At 60.2% G+C, this 21,700-nt stretch carries 19 protein-coding genes; 11 read left to right on the top strand and 8 right to left on the bottom strand.

Annotated features, from left to right (window positions below; all coding sequences use genetic code 11):
* Nucleotides 1-110: 110 nt before the first annotated feature.
* The 3 genes from ACYQ6M_RS19555 (at nucleotide 111) to ACYQ6M_RS19565 (ending at nucleotide 2,497) form a co-directional block, all read left to right on the top strand.
* Nucleotides 111-959, top strand: a complete 849-nt coding sequence (locus ACYQ6M_RS19555) for a patatin-like phospholipase family protein (protein ID WP_460075099.1) — start codon at nucleotides 111-113, stop codon at nucleotides 957-959.
* 115 nt (nucleotides 960-1,074) lie between these two features.
* Entirely contained in the window at nucleotides 1,075-1,419 is a 345-nt protein-coding gene (locus ACYQ6M_RS19560) for a hypothetical protein (protein ID WP_297840401.1), read from the top strand.
* 268 nt (nucleotides 1,420-1,687) lie between these two features.
* Complete coding sequence (locus ACYQ6M_RS19565; protein WP_460075101.1) at nucleotides 1,688-2,497, top strand: MBL fold metallo-hydrolase; 810 nt, start codon at nucleotides 1,688-1,690, stop codon at nucleotides 2,495-2,497.
* Nucleotides 2,498-2,554: 57 nt separating this feature from the next.
* Here the strand turns inward: ACYQ6M_RS19565 and rsmD are convergent, their stop codons facing one another.
* Nucleotides 2,555-3,112, bottom strand: a complete 558-nt coding sequence (gene rsmD, locus ACYQ6M_RS19570) for a 16S rRNA (guanine(966)-N(2))-methyltransferase RsmD (protein ID WP_168686218.1) — start codon at nucleotides 3,110-3,112, stop codon at nucleotides 2,555-2,557.
* The gene (locus tag ACYQ6M_RS19575; protein WP_208997775.1) at nucleotides 3,109-4,527 is read right to left on the bottom strand and encodes a pseudouridine synthase; all 1,419 of its coding nucleotides are present in this window, start codon (nucleotides 4,525-4,527) and stop codon (nucleotides 3,109-3,111) included. Before ACYQ6M_RS19575 ends, rsmD begins: the two co-directional genes overlap by 4 nt.
* 218 nt (nucleotides 4,528-4,745) lie before the next feature.
* On the opposite strand from ACYQ6M_RS19575, the gene ACYQ6M_RS19580 reads away from it, so the two are divergent.
* Nucleotides 4,746-5,207 (top strand): nucleoside deaminase, encoded by a 462-nt coding sequence (locus ACYQ6M_RS19580; RefSeq protein ID WP_267480523.1) that lies wholly within the window; start codon nucleotides 4,746-4,748, stop codon nucleotides 5,205-5,207.
* 162 nt (nucleotides 5,208-5,369) lie between these two features.
* Nucleotides 5,370-6,554 (top strand): porin, encoded by a 1,185-nt coding sequence (locus tag ACYQ6M_RS19585; protein ID WP_460075104.1) that lies wholly within the window; start codon nucleotides 5,370-5,372, stop codon nucleotides 6,552-6,554.
* Between the two features lie 77 nt (nucleotides 6,555-6,631).
* On the opposite strand, the gene ACYQ6M_RS19590 is transcribed toward ACYQ6M_RS19585, so the two are convergent.
* Together ACYQ6M_RS19590 and mutL are read right to left on the bottom strand one after the other, a co-directional pair.
* A complete protein-coding gene (locus ACYQ6M_RS19590; RefSeq protein WP_460075106.1) occupies nucleotides 6,632-7,510 on the bottom strand; it encodes an alpha/beta hydrolase in 879 nt (292 codons plus the stop codon).
* 63 nt (nucleotides 7,511-7,573) lie between these two features.
* Nucleotides 7,574-9,466, bottom strand: coding sequence for a DNA mismatch repair endonuclease MutL (gene mutL, locus ACYQ6M_RS19595; RefSeq protein ID WP_055657788.1), 1,893 nt, complete (start codon nucleotides 9,464-9,466; stop codon nucleotides 7,574-7,576).
* Between the two features lie 114 nt (nucleotides 9,467-9,580).
* On the opposite strand from mutL, the gene ACYQ6M_RS19600 reads away from it, so the two are divergent.
* A complete protein-coding gene (locus ACYQ6M_RS19600; protein ID WP_055657786.1) occupies nucleotides 9,581-10,456 on the top strand; it encodes a TIGR01459 family HAD-type hydrolase in 876 nt (291 codons plus the stop codon).
* Nucleotides 10,457-10,484: 28 nt separating this feature from the next.
* Here ACYQ6M_RS19600 and ACYQ6M_RS19605 read toward each other — a convergent pair whose 3' ends face one another.
* On the bottom strand, nucleotides 10,485-11,057 hold the full coding sequence (locus ACYQ6M_RS19605; protein ID WP_055657784.1) for a TetR/AcrR family transcriptional regulator: 573 nt from the start codon (nucleotides 11,055-11,057) through the stop codon (nucleotides 10,485-10,487).
* A 201-nt stretch (nucleotides 11,058-11,258) separates the two neighbouring features.
* Here ACYQ6M_RS19605 and ACYQ6M_RS19610 point away from each other — a divergent pair, with 201 nt between their 5' ends.
* Nucleotides 11,259-12,632, top strand: a complete 1,374-nt coding sequence (locus ACYQ6M_RS19610; protein WP_055657781.1) for an efflux RND transporter periplasmic adaptor subunit — start codon at nucleotides 11,259-11,261, stop codon at nucleotides 12,630-12,632.
* A complete protein-coding gene (locus tag ACYQ6M_RS19615) occupies nucleotides 12,629-15,754 on the top strand; it encodes an efflux RND transporter permease subunit (protein WP_460075109.1) in 3,126 nt (1,041 codons plus the stop codon). The genes ACYQ6M_RS19610 and ACYQ6M_RS19615 overlap by 4 nt, the downstream gene beginning before the upstream one ends.
* A gap of 200 nt (nucleotides 15,755-15,954) precedes the next feature.
* Here the strand turns inward: ACYQ6M_RS19615 and ACYQ6M_RS19620 are convergent, their stop codons facing one another.
* Nucleotides 15,955-16,647: a protein phosphatase CheZ gene (locus tag ACYQ6M_RS19620; protein WP_023002056.1), complete on the bottom strand. Its 693-nt coding sequence runs from the start codon at nucleotides 16,645-16,647 to the stop codon at nucleotides 15,955-15,957.
* 173 nt (nucleotides 16,648-16,820) lie between these two features.
* The gene (locus ACYQ6M_RS19625) at nucleotides 16,821-17,204 is read right to left on the bottom strand and encodes a response regulator (protein ID WP_006935666.1); all 384 of its coding nucleotides are present in this window, start codon (nucleotides 17,202-17,204) and stop codon (nucleotides 16,821-16,823) included.
* Nucleotides 17,205-17,454: 250 nt separating this feature from the next.
* On the opposite strand from ACYQ6M_RS19625, the gene ACYQ6M_RS19630 reads away from it, so the two are divergent.
* The 3 genes from ACYQ6M_RS19630 to ACYQ6M_RS19640 all read left to right on the top strand — a co-directional run bounded on the left by ACYQ6M_RS19630 (nucleotide 17,455) and on the right by ACYQ6M_RS19640 (nucleotide 20,269).
* On the top strand, nucleotides 17,455-17,901 hold the full coding sequence (locus tag ACYQ6M_RS19630) for a MaoC family dehydratase (protein WP_023002057.1): 447 nt from the start codon (nucleotides 17,455-17,457) through the stop codon (nucleotides 17,899-17,901).
* Between the two features lie 185 nt (nucleotides 17,902-18,086).
* Nucleotides 18,087-19,085 (top strand): bifunctional riboflavin kinase/FAD synthetase, encoded by a 999-nt coding sequence (locus tag ACYQ6M_RS19635; RefSeq protein WP_055657777.1) that lies wholly within the window; start codon nucleotides 18,087-18,089, stop codon nucleotides 19,083-19,085.
* A gap of 248 nt (nucleotides 19,086-19,333) precedes the next feature.
* Nucleotides 19,334-20,269: a DMT family transporter gene (locus ACYQ6M_RS19640; protein WP_460075113.1), complete on the top strand. Its 936-nt coding sequence runs from the start codon at nucleotides 19,334-19,336 to the stop codon at nucleotides 20,267-20,269.
* Here ACYQ6M_RS19640 and ACYQ6M_RS19645 read toward each other — a convergent pair.
* On the bottom strand, nucleotides 20,261-21,544 hold the full coding sequence (locus ACYQ6M_RS19645; RefSeq protein WP_460075115.1) for a glycosyltransferase family 87 protein: 1,284 nt from the start codon (nucleotides 21,542-21,544) through the stop codon (nucleotides 20,261-20,263). The genes ACYQ6M_RS19640 and ACYQ6M_RS19645 overlap by 9 nt on opposite strands.
* Nucleotides 21,545-21,700: the final 156 nt, after the last annotated feature.

A 21,700-nucleotide genomic window follows, 5' to 3' on the forward strand; every position in this document is an offset into this window, starting at 1 on the left:
TGAGAGGGTTTTCCTGTTCGCAACTGCCGTTGCAGGCAGTTGCAAGGTTGGCAAGGCGCGCGCCAGCCCCCATGTGCAGGGAGTAACGCTTTCAATGCCGGACCCGCGCCATGCCCTCTACCTCCTCCCCCAGAATCGGTCTTGCCCTTGGCGGCGGTGGTGCGCGCGGCCTCGCCCACATCCCCGTTCTGGAAGCGCTGGATGACCTTGGCATAAAACCTGTCCGGATCAACGGCACGTCCATCGGTGCCCTGATGGGGGCGGCCTATGCCAGTGGTCGCAGTGGCCAGGAAATCCGCGACATTGCGCTGGAGACTTTTGCTGATCGCAACAGTGTGTTGTCGCGCCTGTGGCAGTTGAGACCACGCAAGTTCGCAGATGTGTTCCGGGGCGGCCCGGTGCAGTTCGATCCGCTTCGCGTGCTGGAAGTGTTTGTCTCGGACTATCTGTCCGACACATTCGAGGAGCTGGACATCCCGCTGCGTATGCTGGCGACGGACTTCTATCGCTGCGAGGAGGTAGATTTTGAAAGTGGCCCCTTGCTGCCTGCACTGGCCGCCTCGATAGCGATTCCCGCGGTTTTCAGACCCGTGCGCTATGGCGATCGGTTTCTGATTGACGGCGGCGTCGTCAATCCACTGCCTTTCGACGGGCTCAGGGCGAGTTGCGATATCGTCATTGCCGTTGATGTCGTTGGCGCGCCGGTGCCGCGTGACAACAAGGATGACATCAGCATGCTGGATTCCCTGTTCGGCTCTTCCCAGATCCTGATGCAGACCATCACAAAGCAAAAACTGAAATCAGATCAACCGGATATCCTGGTCAGCCCACCCCATGACTCCATCCGGGTTCTGGACTTCATGAAAGCCGAGAGCATACTGGATAAGGCGGAGTCCTTGCGTACAGTTACCAGGGAAAAACTGGAGGAACTGATAAAAGAAACAATGGAAGTTACTTGATGGCAACATCAGCAGATTTATCCGTATAATTCCTTTTTATTGGACCCGACTTTGCGTTTAACAAATCATTAATCTTACTCCTAAATACTTTTCTCAATCTATTAGGAGAAGGTCAATGCGGCCATCGGGATCAACAGATTTGGAAGCCTGTCCGGTATCGGACGATTTGCTGAAACGGTTGCTGGATGCAACGTTGAACGCGGTTAGTGACGTCGGATGCCAGTTGCCGGAACAGCAGCGCGCGGCACTTGCCGTCTACTGCTATCGCCGTGCGCATTTCCGCCGTCTGGGCCTGTCGCTGGCCTCGCTTTGCAGCCAGCAGGCGCTGGTCATGGAGGCCGGGCACGCGGGCGATCTTATCTACCGCCAGGCAAGCAGCGCCGGTTTCATGAGCGAAGGCGATGCAGCCAACCGGACGGCAAAGTCCGGGAAACCGCCGGTCAGTCTTTACGTGGTCTGAAAGTCAATTCCGGGGCTGGTTCTTCCTCCCACCCGCCCCCACCTCAGGCAACCGCCTTTGCAGCTACAAGCGCAGGCCGGTTGCCTTTTCTTTTGGCATCCCCTTCCAAAACGTCTCAAGTTTCAGGCAAACGGGCAGCGCACACCTCCACATGCCTTGCCGTTGGCGGTCTGCCCCCTAGTATTTTGCTCAGGTGTGGTTTTCGGGATGGACTGACATGGCGATGTGCTTTTTCCCAATTCACGGACGGCGACAGAAGGCCGGCGGATTGTTCCGGCTGGTTCCGGTGCTGCTCAGCCTTCTGGTTACAGCTGTTGTTGCAGGACCCGCATTCGCGGTCTGTCAACTGGTTGCAGACACCCCCTACCGAGCGCCCGGGCCGGACGAAATGCGCATCTGGCGGGCGTCTCTTCAGGCAAATGAAGTCCAGATCCGCTACATCGGCCATTCCACCTTTGAACTTGAAACGCCCAAGGGCGTGCGGATCGCAACCGACTACAACGACAGTGTCCGCCCGCTTCTGCCGCCGGATGTAGCCACGATGAACGGGGCTCACAGCACGCATTACTCCATCAGCCCGGATCCGAACATCGAACATCTTCTGTACGGCTGGAACCCGAAGGGCGGGCCGCTGGACCATGACATCACTGTTGATGATGTCCGCATCCGCAATATCCAGACCAACATCCGCGGCTGGGACGGGGAAGAACGCCGGCTCGGCAATTCGATCTTCATCTTCGAGGTCGCCGACATGTGCATTGCGCATCTCGGCCACCTGCATCACCGGCTTACGCAGGAAGATCTCGTCCGCCTTGGTCAGATCGACGTCGTATTTGCGGCCATAGACAATTCCTCGACGCTTCGGCTGGACAGCCTGATGGACGTTCTGGAAAGCATCGGCCCTGCGATGGTCGTGCCGATGCACTTCCATTTTTCCGGAGCACTTCAGGCCTTTGTCGGGCGAGCACAGGAGGCAGGGTATGACATCGTGCGGGCGCAAACGCCGGCCCTGATCGTCAGCCGTTCCAGCCTGCCAACGCGGAAAACCGCCTACATCATGATGCCGGGCGGCGCCTGACGGACGAAGGAAATCCCATAGCGAGACGAGAGGGTTGATGGCGTGCCGAAAGAGACTTCAGCCACCATATCGCAGGAACACGACCTGGCTATCGCCTGCCTGGCGGCGGTCGAGCTCCTCGAAGCCTGCGGGAACATCGATGTGAGCTGAAGATCTCTCTTCAAGCACGCACAAGGCGCCCTGTTTCAGCCAGTCTCCGCCCGCTGCCGAAGCAAGGGCCTTTTCACCCAGCTTCTTGTCATAGGGAGGGTCGGCAAACACCAGATCGAAAGGCTCGATGGTGCCTGCACTGCCAAGGCGGGTGGCATCGCGCCGGAAGATCTTGGCAGCGCCATTGAGGCCCAGGGCCTCCATGTTCCGGCGAATGATGCCGCGCGCTTCCGTCCCTTCTTCGATGAAAGTGCAATGGCGGGCGCCCCGGCTGATCGCCTCGAAGCCCAGCGCGCCCGTGCCGGCAAAAAGATCCAGGACCCTTGCATCTTCAAGATCAACATCCAGGCCATGAGCCAGGATGTTGAAAATGGTTTCACGCAATCGGTCGCTGGTCGGCCGTGTGTCGTGCGATTTCGGCGCGGCCAGAGCCGCACCCTTGAAACGCCCGGCGACTATTCTCACGAACGATCCCCGCGACGCGGCGGACGTCCACCTTTCGGAGGCCCGCGCCGGTCGTCCTTGTCACGGCTGGAGCGGCGTTCCTGCTGCTTGTCTTCGACAACGCCTTCCTCGCCCCAGATGCGGCGCGGCGGCGGTGTGAAACGCTCTTCACCGAAATCCTTGCGCGGTTTCGGTTCGGACGTCAGGCGGAAACGGGAGCGCGGCGAGACTTTTACTTTTTCCTGGCGCGGCCCGGCATTCTTGCGCGGCCCCTGGCCGGATGCCTTCTTGCGATCTTCACGCTTTTCGTTGCGTTCAGTCTTGGCTGCGCGCTTGCGATCGGTCTCACTACGGCCTTCGCGCGCGGTCATCCAGCGACCCTGGCTGGCTTCACGCTTGCCGCCATCCCTGCCGCTACTTTCCCGGCCGCCACCTTCCCGGCCACCGCCACGCTTGGCGCCTGCGGACTTCTTTTCCGCTTCCGGCTTGGGGGCATGAAAGATCGGAGCGTCAAAATCCGCACCGGCTTCCTCGGCCAGCGTATCGCCCAACTGGTCACGCAAAACGCGGCCCCGGATTTCACGAACGTCGCCTTCCGGCAGATCCATCAGCTGGAACGGGCCGTAGGACAGGCGGATCAGGCGGTTCACGGCAAGGCCGAGATGTTCCAGAACCCGCTTGACCTCACGGTTCTTGCCTTCGCGCAGGCCGACCGTCATCCAGACGTTGTTGCCCTGCTCCTTGTCGAGCGTCGCCTCAATCGCGCCGTAGAGCACGCCATCGATCGCGATACCGTCCTTCAATGTGTCGAGATCCGCTTGGGTCACCTTGCCGAAGGCGCGCACGCGGTAGCGGCGCAACCAGCCGGTGGCCGGCAATTCCAGAACGCGCGCCAGGCCGCCATCATTGGTCAGGAGCAGCAAGCCTTCAGTGTTGATGTCGAGCCGGCCCACGGTCAGGACGCGCGGGAGATCATCGGGCAAGCGCTGGAACACCGTCGGACGGCCTTCCGGATCCTTGTTGGTCGTCACCAGACCCCGTGGCTTGTGGTAGAGCCAGAGCCGGGTGCGCTCGCGCATCGGCAACGGTTCCCCGTCCACCAGCACCTTGTCGTCTGCTGTCACTGTTACCGCAGGCGTGGTCAACAGCTTGCCGTTGAGCTCAACCCTGCCGTTTTCGATCCACACTTCCGCCTCTCGGCGAGAACACAGGCCGACGCGCGCCATGACCTTGGCAATGCGTTCGCCACGATCATTGGCTTCGTCTGCCAGCGGTGCAGTCGCCGGTCTCGGCGCCCGTTTTTCGAAGTCGCCCTTTTTGGGGCCGGCTTTCGATTTGTCGTTCGGTGCGGACCGGCGCTTTTCCGGTGCACGTTTATCGCGTCCCCGGCCTTTTGCGGGACCCGGGCGCTCGGAAGAGAATTTTCTTGTCGTCATGCGCGCGTCATAGCAGAGCTTGAGCCTTTCGGGAATCGCTTGTTTTCTGCATAAACCGCAGAGGCGCCGTGCTCCGGATGCATGGCAGCGGCCTGACGCCTCCGCTAAGCCCCTGTCCGGGGCTGACGACCGGCATAATAACGGGTAAACAGAACAAAGCCGACAGCCTCGCAAATCGAGGCTGAACCCTACACTTACGCTCCGACTCACCCTGCTCGATGCTTACCACTTCCGCCAATCAGACATCGTTCATGGATCTCGCGCTCGAAGAGGCCGAGAAAGCGGCGGCACGCGGTGAAGTGCCGGTCGGTGCGGTGCTCGTTCGCGATGGTGAAGTGATCGCTCGAGACGGGAACCGGACGCTGGAGCTCAGCGATCCGACAGCTCACGCAGAAATTCTCGTGATCCGCTCCGCATGCGAACGGGCAGCTTCGCAACGCCTTCCGGACTGCGATCTCTACGTGACGCTCGAACCGTGCCCCATGTGTGCGGGAGCGATCTCCTTCGCGCGGGTTCGCCGGCTTTACTATGGCGCGGGAGATGAAAAGGGCGGCGCGGTCGATCATGGCACCCGCTTTTTCTGCCAGCCGACGTGTCATCACGCACCGGATGTCTATTCCGGCATAGGCGCGACACGCGCGGCGGGGTTGCTCAGATCGTTCTTTCAGGCAAAGCGCTAAACGGTTTTCAAGTTAAATTGACCGGATTGCCCGTTGCTCAAAAGCAACAACATCAACCAATCGCTCATATCTGCTGATTTCACCTCTCCGAGAGGCTGAAACTGACATCTACGAACGGCATAATGTGCGTGGGGGTATTTCCGCACTTCATCGGAGTATCAAATGACTCGTAATGTTGTTCTCGGGGCAATTGCCGGTTTCTTCGCGGCCGCAAGTCCGGCGCTTTCGGCCGACCTGCCAATGGCTCCGGAACCTGTCGACTATGTCCGGATCTGTGACGCCTACGGCGCGCGCTTCTATTACATTCCCGGCACCGAAACCTGCCTGCGCGTAGGCGGCCGTGTCCGGACCGAATTCCGCGTCCGCAACTTCGGCGAGGCCGAAAACGCCTGGGGCGACCGGGACACCGATGGTTACCAGTGGCGTTCGCGCGGGTATCTCTACCTCGATGCGCGTACCGCGACCGAATTCGGAACACTGCGTGCCTTTATCGAATCCTACATCACGCTGACCAACGCCTCGACTTCGACCACGCTGGACAAGGCCTATATCCAGTGGGGCGGCCTGCTGGCCGGTCACAACGGTTCGAACTTCGACTTCTTCACCGGATATGCCTTCAACGCGCAGATCGAAAGCTATTCCGATCGCAAGCTGAATCAGGTCGCCTATACGATGGCCTTCGGCAACGGCTTCAATGCGACTGTCGCGCTGGAAGACCGTTCGGGCCGCGAAGAGAATATCGCGTTCAACGGCACCAACCAGAGCTTTGGCGGCACCCGCGCTCCGGACTTCGTCGCGGCACTGGGCGTCAACCAGGGCTGGGGCCAGGCCCAGATAATGGGTGCCCTGCACCAGGTCTATCCGAGCGCTGCCTACAACGGTCTTGCAGGCCGGACGGAAGACGAACTCGGCTGGGCAGCTGGTGCCGGTGTAACCGTGAACTTCGGTGGCTTTGCCAAGGGCGGTGCGGTCTCCCTGCAGGCCGTCTATACCGATGGCGCAAGCGGATACGGGTCCACGGGCTGGAACAGCCGCATCACCGATGCGGTCTGGAATGGCAGCAGCACCGAGACCACCAAGACGCTGAACATCTTCGGCGGCGTGACGCTCGGCGTAACCGACACCGTTCAGGTGAATGTCGAAGGCGGCTACCATGATGTCGATGGCGGCACCAGCGCCTATAACTTCACCCAGTGGGACGCGACCGCAAACGTGGTCTGGGAACCGGTCTCCGGCTTCCTGATGGGCCCGGAATTCCAGTATCGTGATGTCGACTACAGCCACTCCTCCGGCCTGAACGACACCTACGAGCTCTACGGGACCTTCCGCCTGCAGCGCACATTCTGATGCCGTAACCCCGGCAAAGGAAAACCCCGGGCACGTCGCCCAGGGTTTTCTGTTTCAGACGTAACACGGCAGATGGTTCAAGAGCCTTCGTGCCATTTCACCCAGGCGGCGAGAACGAAGTCCCACATCCCGTTTGACCACAGATTGCTGTGACCGCCACCTTCGACGATCACAAGCTGCCTGGGGTCTCTCGCAAATTCATAAAGTCGCCTGCCGTGTTCCACCGGGATGACCCGGTCTTCCGTCCCGTGCACGATCAGGACCGGCGCGGCAATCTTGCCGACGCGATCCCGTGTCGCCATCGGGTCGCTCATCATGAGGCCCACCGGCAACCAGGGATACCTGTCCCAGGCCATGTCGATCAGCGCGGTATAGGGCGCTTCCAGCACCACAAGGTCCGTTTGCGAACGCTCTGCCGCCACTGCGGCAGCAACACCCGAGCCAAGACTTTCTCCATGGACGATGACCGGCGTGCCCGAAGCTGCCATCCGGTCGAAATGTTCAAGGCCGTCCGAAATCAACGCCTCTTCCGACGGGCTCCCCTCACTTCCGGCATATCCCCGGTAGCTGGGCGCATAGAGACCGAAACCGCTGTCCAGGATCTGCTTGAACCGCTTCCAGCGGGAGGAGACATTGGCTGAATTGCCGTGAAAATAGAGTACCGTGGGAGCGCCTTCAGCAGCAGGTGGCACGTGCCAGACGGTCACCTTTGTACCGTCAGCCATCGCCGCTGTTTCAACGGTGACACCTGAGAGCCCCTTTTCATCCGGCGTACTCAACTCTCCGGTTGGAACGAAGATGAAGCTGCGCTGGTTGAAATACATGTAACCGGCCGCCATGGCGTAGGCGATGCCGGCAATGACAGCCACACGCGAGACGGCCTTCCAAAGCGTGCGCCCAGGTCTGCCGGTCTTGTTCAATGCCTGTTCCGCGCTGCCGGAGCCGGTTTGTGTCATCTGACTGTCTCCCATTGCTCCGACGTCTACGATCCGCATCGGGAGGTCGATCAGATTGCCGGGTTATTTGCGGCCGAACAGCTTCTCGATATCGCCGAGTTTCAGCTCCACCCAGGTTGGCCGGCCGTGATTGCACTGTCCGGAAAGCGGCGTGGCTTCCATGTCGCGCAAGAGCGCATCCATTTCCTCGGGACGCATGCGCCTGCCTGCACGCACCGAACCGTGGCAGGCCATCGTGGCGGCAACATGGTCCAGCTTTTCCTTGAGACCTTCGGCAGTGTCCCATTCGGCAAGCTCGTCGGCCAGGTTCCGGACCATGCCCTGGATATCCATGTCGCCGAGGATAGCGGGGGTCTCCCTGACGGCGATGGCACCCGGGCCGAAGGCTTCCAGGGACAGGCCGACTTTTTCGAGATCCTCCGCGCGATCAGCCAGCCGGATTGCATCTTCTTCCGGCAACTCGACGATCTCGGGGATGAGCAGCATCTGGCGGGCGACATCCTTCTTGGCCAGCGCTTCCTTCAGACGTTCGTAGACAAGGCGCTCGTGGGCAGCGTGCTGGTCAACGATGACGACACCGTCCTCGGTCTGGGCGATGATATAGGTTTCGTGCACCTGCGCACGGGCGGCCCCCAGCGGAAGGCGGGTCTTTTCGGTTTCAACCGGGACGTCATTCGCGCGGGCATCCGCCGACGGTCTGGCAAAGTCGGCAAAACCGTTCTGCCGTTCGAAGGCCGGCTGTGCTGCTTCGGCAAAGCCTGTTGCGTGCGCTTCCTCCATCTGGAGCGGGCGAAACGCTTCCGGCGCCCAATGGGGCGCAGCAGACGTGCGGGTGTAGGAACCACCGCCATATCCCCCGGAACCTGTTGGAGAAGACGGTGTGTGACCCGGTTGAGAGAACCCCGCCGACTGTGCCCTGATGGCGTCCAGGGCAACGGCCGCGTTCGAGGTCGATGACCGGTGTCCGGACTGAACCAGTGCATGCTTGATGGCACCCACCAGAAGCCCACGCACAAGCTGGCTGTCCCGGAAGCGCACATCGGCCTTGGCCGGGTGCACGTTGACATCGACCAGTGTCGGGTCGAGATCGATGAACAGAACCACAACCGGATGCCGGTCACGGGCCAGCACATCGGCATAGGCTCCGCGCAACCCGGATAGCAACAGCTTGTCCTTCACCGGGCGGCCGTTGACGAAGAAGAACTGGTTCTGCGCATTGCCACGGTGGTGTGTCGGCAAGCCTGCAAAACCGGTGAGACGCACGCCTTCCCGGGCAGCGTCAATTTCCATGGCGTTGTCGACAAAATCCTGGCCGAGAATCTGCGCGATCCGAGCAAGATGCGGTTCACTGCCGCGTGCTGCTGGCCAGCTCTGGGACTGCCGGTCGGCGCCGCCGAGGGAAAAGCCGATCTCCGGATAGGCGAGCGCGATCCGCTTTACGATTTCGGTGATGGCGGCCGCTTCCGCACGATCCGATTTCAGGAATTTCAGCCGGGCAGGTGTCGCGAAGAAAAGGTCACGCACTTCAACCTGGGTGCCTTTTGTACGGGCTGCGGGCACAAGCGGCTGCTCCCTGCCGCCCTCGACGGCGATGGCCCAGGCGTGGTCCTCGTCCTTGTGACGGGTCTGGATCGCCAGCCGGGCGACGGAGCCGATGGACGGCAGCGCTTCACCGCGAAACCCGAGCGTGCGGATGTCGAACAGGTCGTCGTCGGAAATCTTGGAGGTGCAGTGCCGGCGGATTGCCAGTTGCAGATCCTCCTGGCGCATGCCCTCGCCGTCGTCGGCAACGCGCATGAGCGTCTTGCCACCGGCGGCGGTAACGATCTCGACCTGTTTTGCCCCGGCGTCGACGGCGTTTTCCACCAACTCCTTGATCACGCTGGCGGGTCTTTCGATGACCTCGCCGGCCGCAATCTGGTTGATCACCTGTTCGCCAAGTTGCCTGACCTTCATGAAACTCCCTCTACTCGGTTTCGCACCGCGCCATGTTCCTATATGGTCCGCGCCGAGTTTGCGTCGATTCTTCAGCAAAGCTTATCAGACCTACCCAGATCCGAGTGACCCGCCATGACAGTTTCTGCACCGCTTCTTGTTGAGGGGCTCCGCACCCTCGCCCCGTCCTACAAGGGCATCCTGTGTGACGTGTGGGGCGTGCTGCACAACGGTGTATCGGCTTTTGAAGGCGCGCACAAAGCCCTCAAGGCCTTTCGCGAGGAAGCCGGTGGCAAGGTGGTCCTCATCACCAATGCCCCGCGCCCTGCAAAGCAGGTTGGCGAAATGCTGGCCGCTCTTGGTGTGCCGGAGGGAACCTACGACGACATCGTCACCTCCGGCGACGTGACCCGCGAGGTCCTTGTGGCTCAGGGCAAAAAGACGCTCCTGCACATCGGTCCGCACCGGGACCAGCCGCTGTATCACGGCCTCGAAGCCACTTTCACCACCAATGACGAGGAAGCGGAAGGCATCAGCTGCACCGGGCTGGAAGACGACGAGGTCGAAACGCCCGACGATTACCGCGACCGGCTGCAGAAGCTGGCCGAACGCGGCCTGCCGATGATCTGCGCCAACCCCGACATCGTGGTGGAGCGCGGCGAGCGCCTGATCTGGTGCGCCGGCGCCCTTGCCCGTCTTTATGAAGATCTCGGCGGCGAAGTGGCCATTCTCGGCAAACCGCATGCCCCCATCTACGATGCGGCAATGAAGCGCCTCGCGACGCTGGCGGGCGAAGACGTCGCCAAGGAAGACGTCCTGGCCATCGGCGACGGTCTGCCGACCGATATCCGCGGTGCGGTGTCTCAGGATCTCGACGTTCTGTTCATCACCGCTGGCATCCATGCCTCCGACTTCGGCCCGAGCGACGCGCCGGACGAACATCTGATCCGCCGCCGTCTGGCCGAAGAAGGCCTGCGCGCACGTGCTGCCCTGCCGCGTCTTTGGTGGTAAGCGCGCGCAGTATTGCTAGCGGGCTCATTTAACGTCCCGTATCGGGGCCATGCCCCTGCAAATAGGTCTGGACGTAATTTTCCACGTCCAGGCCTTCGTGGCCTGTCCCCAGGCCCATCTCCTTCATGAAGCCCATGACGGCCAGCGGCGCGATGAGCGCAACGGCGAAGCTGACCGGATCGCCCGGCTTGAGCCGCCCGCTGCTCTGATGCTTTGCCAGTGCGCGGGCAACGCCCTGCAGGTTTTTCAGCAGAAAAGGTGTCACCGCTCGCAGTTCGGGATGCTGGGGCACCTGCGCAAACAGGGTCAGGGCAAGCCCGCTGTGCTTGCGATAGGTCTCCAGATAATTGCGCACGATTTCCAGAAGATCGGCCTTTACGTCTTCCCCCGGCAACATCTTGCCGAACGAGACGTCGGATAGCGTGTCGCCGATGGCGGCCTCGATCAAACCTGCCTTCGACCCGAAACGGCGAAACAGCGTGACTTCGTTCACCCCTGCCCTGTCCGCTATTTCCTTGGTCGTGGTTCCGCTGAACCCGCGCTCGCAAAACAGTGCGACTGTTGCGGAATAGATTTCTGAAACATCTACATTTCTAGGCACTTGGCCGCCAAACGCGCCGGGCGCGCCCTCAATTTTCCGGAAGACATTCCGTCGCACCTAATGCCAAACAGGATGCAAATGCAAGCAATCGCTTGCAATAAAATTGGATCATCACTATTTGCAAGTTCGGACTTGCATTAAAAGAATTGTGGTCGGCGGAGGTCTGCAGCCCGCCGAGCGAACTTTGCCAGGAGAGCCGCCGTGTCGCTGTTGCGAAAAGCCCTGATCCTTCCCCCCGTGATCGCCGGTGCGGCAGTGCTGGTTTATGCGGTGAGCGGGCGCGAAGCACCCAAGCGCACCGACATCGGGGAAACGACGACGCTCGTGCGTGTCGTCACGGTCGAGCCTCAGGACTTCGTGCCGCGCGTAACCGGGTACGGCACGGTTGATCCGGCCCATACACTTGATGCCATCGCGCAGGTGTCCGGCCGGGTCACCTACATCAATCCGGATTTCAAACGCGGTGAATTCATCCCGGAAGGCAAGATTCTGGTGACACTGGCACCGGAAGACTACGAGCTGGAGATTGCCGAGGCGCAGAGCGATATCGCCAGTGCCGAGGTGGATATTGAAGAGCTGGCCGTTACCCTGGATACACAGAAACAATCCCTGGCGATTGCCAAATCGGTCCTCGACCTGGAACAGCGTGAGCTGGCCCGGCTGAAAACGCTTCAGGAGCGCAAGGTCGCGTCCGATCAGCTGGTCGAAAACCAGGAAGGCACGGTGCTTCAGCAAAAGTCGCGGGTTCAGGACCTTGAGAACGAGATTGCGCTCAACCCGGTGAAGCGCAAGGCACTGGAGCAGGTAAAGGCCAAGAACGAGGTTCGTCTGGAAACCGCGAAGCTGAACCTTGCCCGCACCACGATCCGTGTTCCCTTCGATGCCAGGGTTTCGAAGGTCAATGTAGAGATCGACCAGTATGTCGGTGCCGGCAGCTCCATCGGTGAACTTGACGGCATCGACGCAGCCGACATCGACGTTCAGATCAGCCCTGGCAACATGGCCGGATTTGCCAATTTGGCCTTTCCCGGACAATTGGAAACGGAAGAAGGTGTCATCCGGGCACGGCATTCGCTTGACCGGCTGAAGGCCAAGGTAAGGGTCGGATCCGTCGGAGAGACCGCCGTCTGGGATGCGCACGTCAAGCGGGTCAGCGACACGGTGGATCCGGACACCCGCTCCATCGGACTGATCGTAAGCGTGGACAAGCCCTATGACACCATCCGGCCGGGTATAAAGCCGCCATTGGTCAAAGGCATGTTTACCGAGGTTGAGCTGTCCGCACCGCCCGTGGCCGATCAGATCGTGTTGCCGCGCAACGCGGTCCACAGTGGCAGGATCATGACTGTCTCGCCCGACAGCCGACTGGTTACGGTGCCGGTCGAAATCGCCTTCCGCTTCGATGATATCGTCGTTCTGGGAACGGATCTGCCAGCTGGAAGCAAGGTCATCGTCAGCGATGTGTCCCCGGTGATCGAAGGCATGTTGCTGAAGCCGGTCGAAGACGAAGCCGTAAAGGCAGGTTTGAAGCGAATGGCGAGCACGGATGCCTTCAACGGTGAGGACCAGCCATGATCCGCTACTTCGCCCAGCACCCAACCGCCGCCAATCTGTTGATGGCCGGTTTCATCATTCTCGGACTGCTCAACCTTCCGGGTCTTCTGCTGGAAACCTTTCCGCAGATCCCGATAAAACGGATTACCGTGACAGTCGCCTATCCCGGAGCAACCTCAGCCGATGTCGAACGCACCGTTTGCCGGCGCATCGAGGACGCGCTCGACGGGATCGAGAACATCGACGAACTCAAATGCGATTCCCGGGAAAACCTCGCACTTGCGACCGTCAAGATCATGGAAGGCAAGGACATCGACCAGCTGATGCTGGATATCGACCGCGAGATCAACGCGATCGATGATTTTCCCGAGGGTGTTGAAGACCCGATCATCGAAGAGGCGGGCCGACTGAGCGAGGCGACCTCCGTCGTCATCACCGGAATTGACGATAAGCCGCAGCTGAAGAACTACGCCGAAGCGGTGAAGGACCGCATGCTGAAGTTCGGCGGCATACCCCAGGTCGAGATTTCCGGCTTCTCTGACCGGCAGTTCCGCATCGAGGTGCGCGACGCCGCCGCGCGTGAAGTTGGGCTAACCCTCTCGGAAATCGCAAATGCCCTCACCAGGCAGAATATCAGCGCTCCCTCCGGAGAGATCACGACTGTAGGCGGCTCGATCCTGCTGCGTTTCGCCGACGAGCGCCTTGCGGCGGATGCCTATGCGTCGGTGATTGTCGCCTCTTCCCCGCAAGGCGGCCAGATCAAGCTGGGCGACATTGCCACGATCAGTGATCTCTTCGAGGACGAAGAGGTCGAAACCCGGCTGAACGGCAGGTTGGCCGCTGTTCTCGACATTTCCATGACCCGCAGTGACGACCTGATCAAGGTGGTGGAGCGGGTGCAGGAATTCGTCGACGAGGAACAGGCCCGTACTGCCCCAGGCATCACCCTGACCATCATCAACGACGGCTCGATCATCCTGAAGGATCGCCTGTGGATGCTGGTCAACAATTCTCTCCAGGGGCTGGCGCTTGTCGTTGCGGCCATGTGGATCTTCTTCGGCGGGCGGGAGGCATTCTGGATCGGCATGGGCCTGCCGGTATCCTTTCTGGGCGCGCTCGCCGCAATGTCCATTCTGGGGCTGACGATCAACATGCTGTCGATGGTGGCCATGCTGATCGTGGTCGGCATCATGATGGACGACGCCATCGTGATTTCAGAAAACATCGCGACACGGCGCCAGAAAGGGCTCGGTCCGCTGGAGGCCGCCGTGCAGGGAACGCGGCAGGTCGCCCCGGGTGTGCTGTCTTCGTTTGTCACGACCACCGCCATTTTCGGTGCACTTGCCTTTATCGAGGGCGACCTTGGCGACCTGTTGCGCGTGATCCCGATGGTCATGTTGCTGGTTCTGGCCGTGTCGCTGGTCGAAGCCTTTCTGATCCTGCCCAACCACCTGTCCCATGGCGCTACGCGCGACACCCCGAACTGGGTAACCCGCAAGGCGGAAAGCGGTGTCGGGTGGGCGCGGGAGCATGTGATCGGTCCTTGTGCCACTTGGTCTGTGCGGAACCGCTATTTCGTCATCGGTGCCTGCTTCATGCTTTTCCTGGCTTCGGTCTCGCTGCTGGCCGGCGGCGTCGTGAAATTCCAGGCGTTTCCGAACGTGGAAGGCGACCAGATCGAAGCGCGGATCGAACTGCCGGCAAGTGCGACGCTCGCCGACACACGCAAGGTCGTGACAGAGGCAATCAGTGCGCTGGAACGCACGGATGCGTCGCTGTCGCCGCGCAATCCGGATGGAACATCCCTCCTCAAGAACATACTGGTGCGGTTCAACGAAAACAGCGATGCCGGCACCAGCGGAGCACATCTGGCGACCATCGACATTGATTTGCTGGACGGGCCCCTTCGTGACGCAGGCAACCAGGAGATCCTGAAAGTCTGGCGCCAGGAACTGCCTGAAACGCTCGACGTCCGGAGCATCATTCTCACCGAATCCAGCATCGGTCCGGCGGGACGCGCCATCGAATTGCGCCTGGCCCACAATGACCTGCAATTGCTCGACCAGGCTTCTGAAGAGCTTCAGGCCTGGCTCAAGGGCTATGACGGCGTCTACAACATTTCCGACGATCTCAGCCTCGGAAAACCGGAACTGGCCCTGTCTCTCAAGGACGGAGCCGGGGCGGTCGGCCTTGATGCCAAGGCGATCGCCGACCAGCTGAGAGGGGCCTACAACGGCATTACCGCCGATGAGGTGCAAGTCGGTTCGGAAAGCTTCGAGGTCGATGTCCGCCTTGCCGGCAGCGACCGCAACAGCCTTGGCGATTTCGAACTCTTCACCGTGGAGACCCCTTCTGGTCACCGGGTGCCGCTCGGCTCCGTCGCCGACATCCGATCCGACCGCAGCTTCACGCGGATCAATCGTATTGACCGGGTACCGACCGTGACGGTCACCGGCGACGTTCTTCTCGGTGTTGCCAATGCCAACGAAGTTGTCAAGGACACGGAAACGAGATACCTGCCGCAACTCCTGGAAAAATACCCCGGATTGAGCACTTCGACCGAGGGGCAGAATGCGGAAGGCGCCAAGACGCAGGCGTCCATGGTCAAGGCCCTCGGCACCGGCCTGATCTTCGTGTTCATCCTGCTGAGTTTCCAGTTCCGCAGCTACAGCGAACCGGTCGTGGTGATGACGCTCATCCCCATGGCGTTGATTGGCGCGGTCTGGGGGCACTTCCTGATGGGCATCGACTTTGCGATGCCAAGCATGCTGGGCTTCATTTCGCTAGCCGGGATCGTGGTCAACGATTCCATCCTGCTGGTCCAGTTCATCAAGGACGAGCATGACCCATCGCTGGAAAGCGTTGCAGAGATCGCTCCACTGGGTGCCAAGGCCAGGTTCCGTGCGATCCTGCTGACGTCGGTGACCACAATCGTCGGCCTGCTGCCGCTGCTGTTCGAAACAAGCCCTCAGGCACAGGTATTGATCCCGCTGGTGACTTCGATCTCCTTCGGACTGATCGGCACGACACTCATGATCGTCTTCGTGGTTCCGGCGTTCTATACCATCCTCGACGATTTCGACCTGACCTCGCTCGCCCGGGAACGCAAGGCGCATCGGGAGAAGCTGGTGGCCGCCGAATAGATGCACCTCTCCGACTTCGTCGCTGCAGGGCTTGCCCTGCAGTCCAAGCCGTTGCCTTGTCCCGAACAAGGCCAATCCGACTGGAGACCAAACGGCATGGATCCCATGGTCAAGCCATGGGATGACGAAGGAGAGAAAGTTCAGAACCAAAAAGGGCCCTCCAATGGAGAGCCCTTCGAAATTGTTTTTTTCAGTCCGGATCAGTCGAACAGCTTGTCGATATCCGCCTGTGCGCCGCCCAGAAGGGCATCGATATCGTCCTGCGAAACACCTTCGCCTGAATGCTGCGGACCATGGAGGATCAGCTCGCGCTTGCGGCGCTCCGACTCTGTCTCGACGAGCGTCGCATCGAGATCTTCCGGAATACGCAGTTGTTCGATGAAGGACGTCACACGCTCGTCGATGTAACGCAGTGTTGCGACCACCTTGGAAATTCTCTGGCCGGTAATGTCCTGGAAGGTGCAAGCCTCGAAGATGCTGATCATCTTGTTGCTGACCAGCTCCTGATAGGCTTCCTGGTCGCTGGCGTCGGCGCCCATGATCTCTTCGGCCGCTTCCATGATGGTGTTGGTGGCTTCTTCCGTCGCCTCAACGATGGCGTCCAGTTCTCGTCCGGCGTCCGGGATCTTGCTGCCAGTCATGTCATTGGCGCGCAGTTGGGAGATTTCCTCCTTCATGCGCCTGATTTCCTTGGCGATGACGGTCAGTTCTTCCGTTACGGCCGGTTGTACGGTCGACAGAAAGTCGTGCATCGAACCCGACATGACTTCTGCAAGATGCATCACGTCGGTCAGGGAAACTTCACCTTGCCTGTTCTTGTTTTCCTGCAGGAAGTCTATGACTCGGGCAATGTTTTCCTGTTTCATACTGGCCACCAGGTCGAGCCTTTCCATTTTGAAAGCATCCTCCGAAGCGCGGATCCGGAATTCTCAGGAACCGCTATAACTTTTCGGATGCAGCAAAGCTGACCCGGCCTGCCTGCCCAGCAAGACCGCGCCGATCCTGTACATCCGTCTGGCACTGGCGGAGGTGCGCCCCAACGCAGCTCCCCGCCAAGTGCAAGAAATCAATCGGAGAAGACCGCCTCGATCTTGCCTTTCAGCGTCTGAGCATTGAAAGGCTTCACGATGTAGTTGTTCACGCCGGCTTTCTTGGCGGCGATGACGTTTTCCGTCTTGGATTCAGCAGTCACCATGATGAAAGGCGTCTTGCTGAGGCTGCCGTCGGCACGAACCTGCTTCAGCAGCTCGTATCCGGTCATCGGCTCCATGTTCCAGTCGGAAATCACCAGGCCATAACGGCGCTGTTTCATTTTTTCCAAAGCTTCGGTGCCGTCCGCAGCATCGTCGATGTCTTCGAAACCGAGTTGCTTGAGCAGGTTCCGAATGATGCGAATCATCGTTTTGTAGTCATCGACCACGAGGACCGGCATCTGAAGATCAAGGGCCATTGTCTACTCCATACTGTCAATTTGCGCGGCCCCTGGCCGTGGGCCGGTGGAAACGCGTTATGACTTCGAAGGAGAGCGACACATTATTGTGTCCTCACCTCCCCACACTCAACGCAATCTACCCGCCGCCCCTGAAAAGACCGTTAATAACAGGCGCTTTTTTCTTCGCCCAAAGCACAATTGCCAGAAAACCTTGCACCGCCTAGCGTCCGCCTACTTCAAATCAAGACAAATCAGGGCGGAAACCGTAATGTTGGAACTGCAAAAACTCTGCTTCGAAGATCTTTCCGTGGGTATGAGCGAAGTACTCGTGAAGCATGTAAGTTCTTCCGACGTGGTCGGCTTTGCGGAAGTATCCGGCGACCGGAACCCGATTCATCTGTCCGAACATTTTGCCGCCCGCACGCCCTTCAAGACGAGAATCGCCCATGGCCTCTATACGGCCAGCCTGATCTCGGCCGTGCTCGGCACCCGCCTTCCCGGCCCCGGCGCGATCTATCTGTCGCAGACGCTCAATTTCAAGGCACCGGTCAGGATCGGCGATGACGTCAAGGTGACTGTCACCGTCGAGGAACTGATGGAGCGCGGCAACCGTGCCCGCCTTTCCTGTATCTGCAGTGTCGACGACACCGTGGTTCTGGAAGGCGAGGCACTGGTGAAGGTTCCCGGCCGGGACGAAGATCAATCAGGTCTTTGACGGGCAGCGACCGCAAAGGCAAGTCTTCGGCACATCCCCATCTTGACCTTTGCTTTGCTTGACGGCAGGTTCCACGCCAAAGTCGGCAGGGCTGCTCCACCCGGAGCGCCTTGTTCGACGTGTTCCTGCAGGACGGGCCGGCACACCGGACCGTTGTGACGTATCGTTGCGCGAAGGTTTGCCGCATGAGCTCCACTGATCCCTCCAGCTTTCCGATCATCGAAAGCCTGGATGCCTTTCCGGCGGACCTGAAAGGCGGCATCGTTGCCATCGGCAACTTCGACGGCGTTCACAGGGGCCACCGTGCCGTGCTCGACGCCGCGCTCGGTCTTGGCCACGGCACGCATCATCCCGTCTATGCCATGAGCTTCGAGCCGCATCCGCGCACGGTCTTCAACCCGTCCAAACCCGTTTTCCGTCTGACCCCGCCACAGCAGAAACTCGACCTGCTGCGCCTGTGCGGTCTCGACGGCGCGCTCATCCTTCCCTTCACCCGGGAGTTTGCCGGCATCGAAGCGAATGCCTTCGTTCAGGACATTCTCATCGACACGCTCGGCATCTCCCACGCAGTCACCGGTTATGACTTCCACTTCGGCCGGGCCAGACAGGGCACGCCAGACTATTTGCGTTCCGCCGGCGCCGACCACGGCTTCGGCGTGACCATCGTCCAGCGCGAGGAAGACGAAGGCGCCGAAGTCATTTCTTCCACCCGCATCCGCGACAGCCTCTCACGGGGGGAAATCGCCCAGGCAAACGGTCTCCTTGGCTACCGCTGGTTCTTCGAGGCGGACGTGCGCCACGGAGACAAGCGCGGCCGCGACCTCGGCTATCCGACCGCCAACATGAGCCTTACCGAGGATTGCCCGCTGAAGCAGGGCATCTATGCGGTCAAGGTCCGTGTCGACGGGGCCTGGCATGACGGCGTCGCCAGCTATGGTCGCCGCCCGACCTTCGACAATGGCGCCGCACTGTTTGAAGTGTTCCTGTTCGACTTTGCTGGCGATCTCTACGGCAAGACGCTGCGCGTGCACCTGGTGTCCTATCTGCGCGGCGAGGAAAAGTTCGACTCGGTCGAGGCACTGATTGCCCAGATGGACCGGGACAGCGAAGAAGCCCGCGCCGCGCTCGGCTCGCTACAGCCGCTTTCCGAACTCGACATGAAACTGCTCGATCTTTCCGCCTGAGCAGCCTTCAAAATATTTTCTCTTTTCTGACGAACTTGGCGTTTGCCGGCTTGCTCCGGGAGACGTTCAACTTCAAAAGGAATATGGATCGGCAATCCTGCTGCGGTCAGCGACCGCAGAGATTTTTGCCCGGCCCTTTCCTTGTTGCCGGTCCTTCTCCCAAGCGATTGCCCATCGCCGGAAAGCCGGCGAAATCCCTGTTCGCGTGTGGTTTTCAGTGATGAAGACGCCCCGGAGGTTGCAGCACGATGAAGCGTCAATCCATTTCCTCGCGTTCCGGGGATGTCGAGCAGAACCCGCTCATGGCGATTTTCCTGATGACGTCGGCCATGCTGCTGCTGCCGGTGATGGATATCACCGCAAAATATCTCTCCGCGGAGCTGCCGACGCTTGAAGTTACATTCGGCCGCTTTTTCTTTCAGCTTCTGATCAGCCTTGCCATTGCATTGGTTACCGGCCGCCTCATGCACCTGAGGGGCAAGCAACCGGTCGTGAACTACCTGCGCGGCATTCTTCTGGGCACGGCATCACTCTGTTTCTTCACTGCTGTGAAGTACATGTCGGTGGCGACCGCGATCTCGATCTTCTTTGTTGAACCCATGGTCCTTACCATCCTGGCGGCGGTGCTTTTGAAGGAACAGGTCGGCCCGCGGCGGATCGGCGCCATTCTCGTTGGCCTGCTGGGGGCCATAATCGTGCTGCGGCCGACGCTGGCGGAGATTGGCCTCGTCAGCCTGCTGCCGGTCGCAACTGCCGTTCTGTTTTCCTTCTACCTGCTGCTCAACAGGCTCTACCCCGTTCGCGACGATCTTCTGACCATCCAGTTCAGCGCGGGCCTGTCCGGTTCACTGTTGCTCGGGACAGGTCTCGTGATCGGATATCTGACCGGGATCCATGGCATGGAATTCGTCATGCCGGACGCACCCCAGTCCGGCTTGCTGGCCTTGATCGGGCTGATTTCCTTCGCCGGCCACGGTCTTGTCGTTTCCGCGTTTCAACGCGGCAGCGCCAGTATGCTGGCACCGCTGCAATATATCGAAATCGTCAGCGCCACCCTGTTCGGGTATCTGGTCTTTTCCAATTTTCCGGACGGACCGACCTGGCTGGGGATTGCCCTGATCATCTCGAGCGGGCTCTACATCACCCACCGCGAGCGCAAGCTGCGGCAGGCGGCCTCAAACTGATCCGGCAACCGCGCCGTCGAGGCGCTCTCGTTCCGGATTTGCGGCGTGTAACTGCAGTCTGCGCAGCCCCAGCCAGACGAGCATCACCGGCAGGACGGGTGCGATCGGCATGCCGAGCCAGATCGCAAACGGGCTGGTGGATGCAGACAGGCCGATGATGATGAAGAGCGCTATTTTCTCGTAAGGCAAGAAGCCGTTTCTGAGGCCCTCGCGGATCAGGAAGGCGCAAGGGATGATGATCAGCGTCAGGTCGTAGGAAAGGGCAAAGGGTGTGACCAGCAAGGTGCCGCCGACCAGGACCGGAGCCCGTACCGACATGGCGTCCGTCCGCCGCCAGACACGCCACACGCAAACGGCAGCGGCAAGGGCAAAGACCGCCTGCACCATCATCGCCGGCAGATGACCGAGCCCCAGCACCCTGCCTGCACCGTAAACCGAAATCATTTTGACCCATTCAACGCCGCCCAGCTCCATCATGGCGGAGGCAACCGGCGCCTGAATCCAGAAGGCCTGCCAGGTGCCAAAGCCGAGTATCGCAACGCCGAGCGCAGCGAACACCAGCGTCGAGACGGATGCACTCAGGAAGGTCCGCCAATTGAAGCTGGCAACAAGGGCCAGCGGAACCAGGATGCCCAACTGCGGCTTGATGGTCAGAAGCCCCAGAGCGATGCCCGCCCACACCATCTGCCGCCGTTCGATCCCGACAAGAAAGAAACCGTAGAGCGCTGCGGTCAACGCTGCATTCTGGCCATGGAAGGCGTTGTTCGCGCAGGCTGGAACGAGGATCAGACAGGCGGCCAGCAGCCAGTTGCCCGCAATCAGGCGGCAGGCCAGACACAACAGACCCGTGGTGATCCCGATAAAGACGGCAAACGCAATCTTGTAGGGCAGAAGCGCAAACGGCATCTGCAACATCTGGAAAGTGGGAGGATAGAAGAAACCGAAGACGGTGTCTGATCCGGTGTACTGCTGTTGGAGGGCGGAAAACGCAGCGGGACTGTATGCCACTTCCGGCGTTCCGTTGAGAGCCTGGCCCCCTGCCATCCAGAAGCTGAGGTAATCCATCAGCAACGTGCCGTTGGGCGCGCCATAAGTGTTGGGCACCACCAGCATCCACAACAGGCCCAGCGTGAAACCGATCGCCGAGCACAGACATGCAAAGCCGATCCGGTCCCAGCTCAGCCATTCGCCTGTCACGACACCGCGAGACCAGAGACTTGCCTTGTCTACGCCCGCCTGCGACCCATTTGCCGCCTGTTTCACCTGATTGGCCATTTTCTGCCGGTCTGTCCGTCGCTCACCCGTCTCAATCCGGGCCTATCCATGACCGAAAGACATTCATATTCGGTTACCCGAAGCCGATTTTCGGAAGTTGTACGTTTGCCGGACAGACAAACAACACAGGATTTGCCGGAACATCTTTATTCATCG

This window comes from Roseibium sp. ROS1, assembly GCF_054658215.1.

Coding starts and splice junctions, on each gene's coding strand:
- ACYQ6M_RS19555 (WP_460075099.1), top strand. CDS start 111: ATGCCCTCTACCTCCTCCCCCAGAATCGGTCTTGCCCTTGGCGGCGGT.
- ACYQ6M_RS19560 (WP_297840401.1), top strand. CDS start 1,075: ATGCGGCCATCGGGATCAACAGATTTGGAAGCCTGTCCGGTATCGGAC.
- ACYQ6M_RS19575 (WP_208997775.1), bottom strand. CDS start 4,527: ATGACGACAAGAAAATTCTCTTCCGAGCGCCCGGGTCCCGCAAAAGGC.
- ACYQ6M_RS19580 (WP_267480523.1), top strand. CDS start 4,746: ATGCTTACCACTTCCGCCAATCAGACATCGTTCATGGATCTCGCGCTC.
- ACYQ6M_RS19585 (WP_460075104.1), top strand. CDS start 5,370: ATGACTCGTAATGTTGTTCTCGGGGCAATTGCCGGTTTCTTCGCGGCC.
- ACYQ6M_RS19590 (WP_460075106.1), bottom strand. CDS start 7,510: ATGACACAAACCGGCTCCGGCAGCGCGGAACAGGCATTGAACAAGACC.
- mutL (WP_055657788.1), bottom strand. CDS start 9,466: ATGAAGGTCAGGCAACTTGGCGAACAGGTGATCAACCAGATTGCGGCC.
- ACYQ6M_RS19600 (WP_055657786.1), top strand. CDS start 9,581: ATGACAGTTTCTGCACCGCTTCTTGTTGAGGGGCTCCGCACCCTCGCC.
- ACYQ6M_RS19615 (WP_460075109.1), top strand. CDS start 12,629: ATGATCCGCTACTTCGCCCAGCACCCAACCGCCGCCAATCTGTTGATG.
- ACYQ6M_RS19620 (WP_023002056.1), bottom strand. CDS start 16,647: ATGGAAAGGCTCGACCTGGTGGCCAGTATGAAACAGGAAAACATTGCC.
- ACYQ6M_RS19625 (WP_006935666.1), bottom strand. CDS start 17,204: ATGGCCCTTGATCTTCAGATGCCGGTCCTCGTGGTCGATGACTACAAA.
- ACYQ6M_RS19630 (WP_023002057.1), top strand. CDS start 17,455: ATGTTGGAACTGCAAAAACTCTGCTTCGAAGATCTTTCCGTGGGTATG.
- ACYQ6M_RS19635 (WP_055657777.1), top strand. CDS start 18,087: ATGAGCTCCACTGATCCCTCCAGCTTTCCGATCATCGAAAGCCTGGAT.
- ACYQ6M_RS19640 (WP_460075113.1), top strand. CDS start 19,334: ATGAAGCGTCAATCCATTTCCTCGCGTTCCGGGGATGTCGAGCAGAAC.
- ACYQ6M_RS19645 (WP_460075115.1), bottom strand. CDS start 21,544: ATGGCCAATCAGGTGAAACAGGCGGCAAATGGGTCGCAGGCGGGCGTA.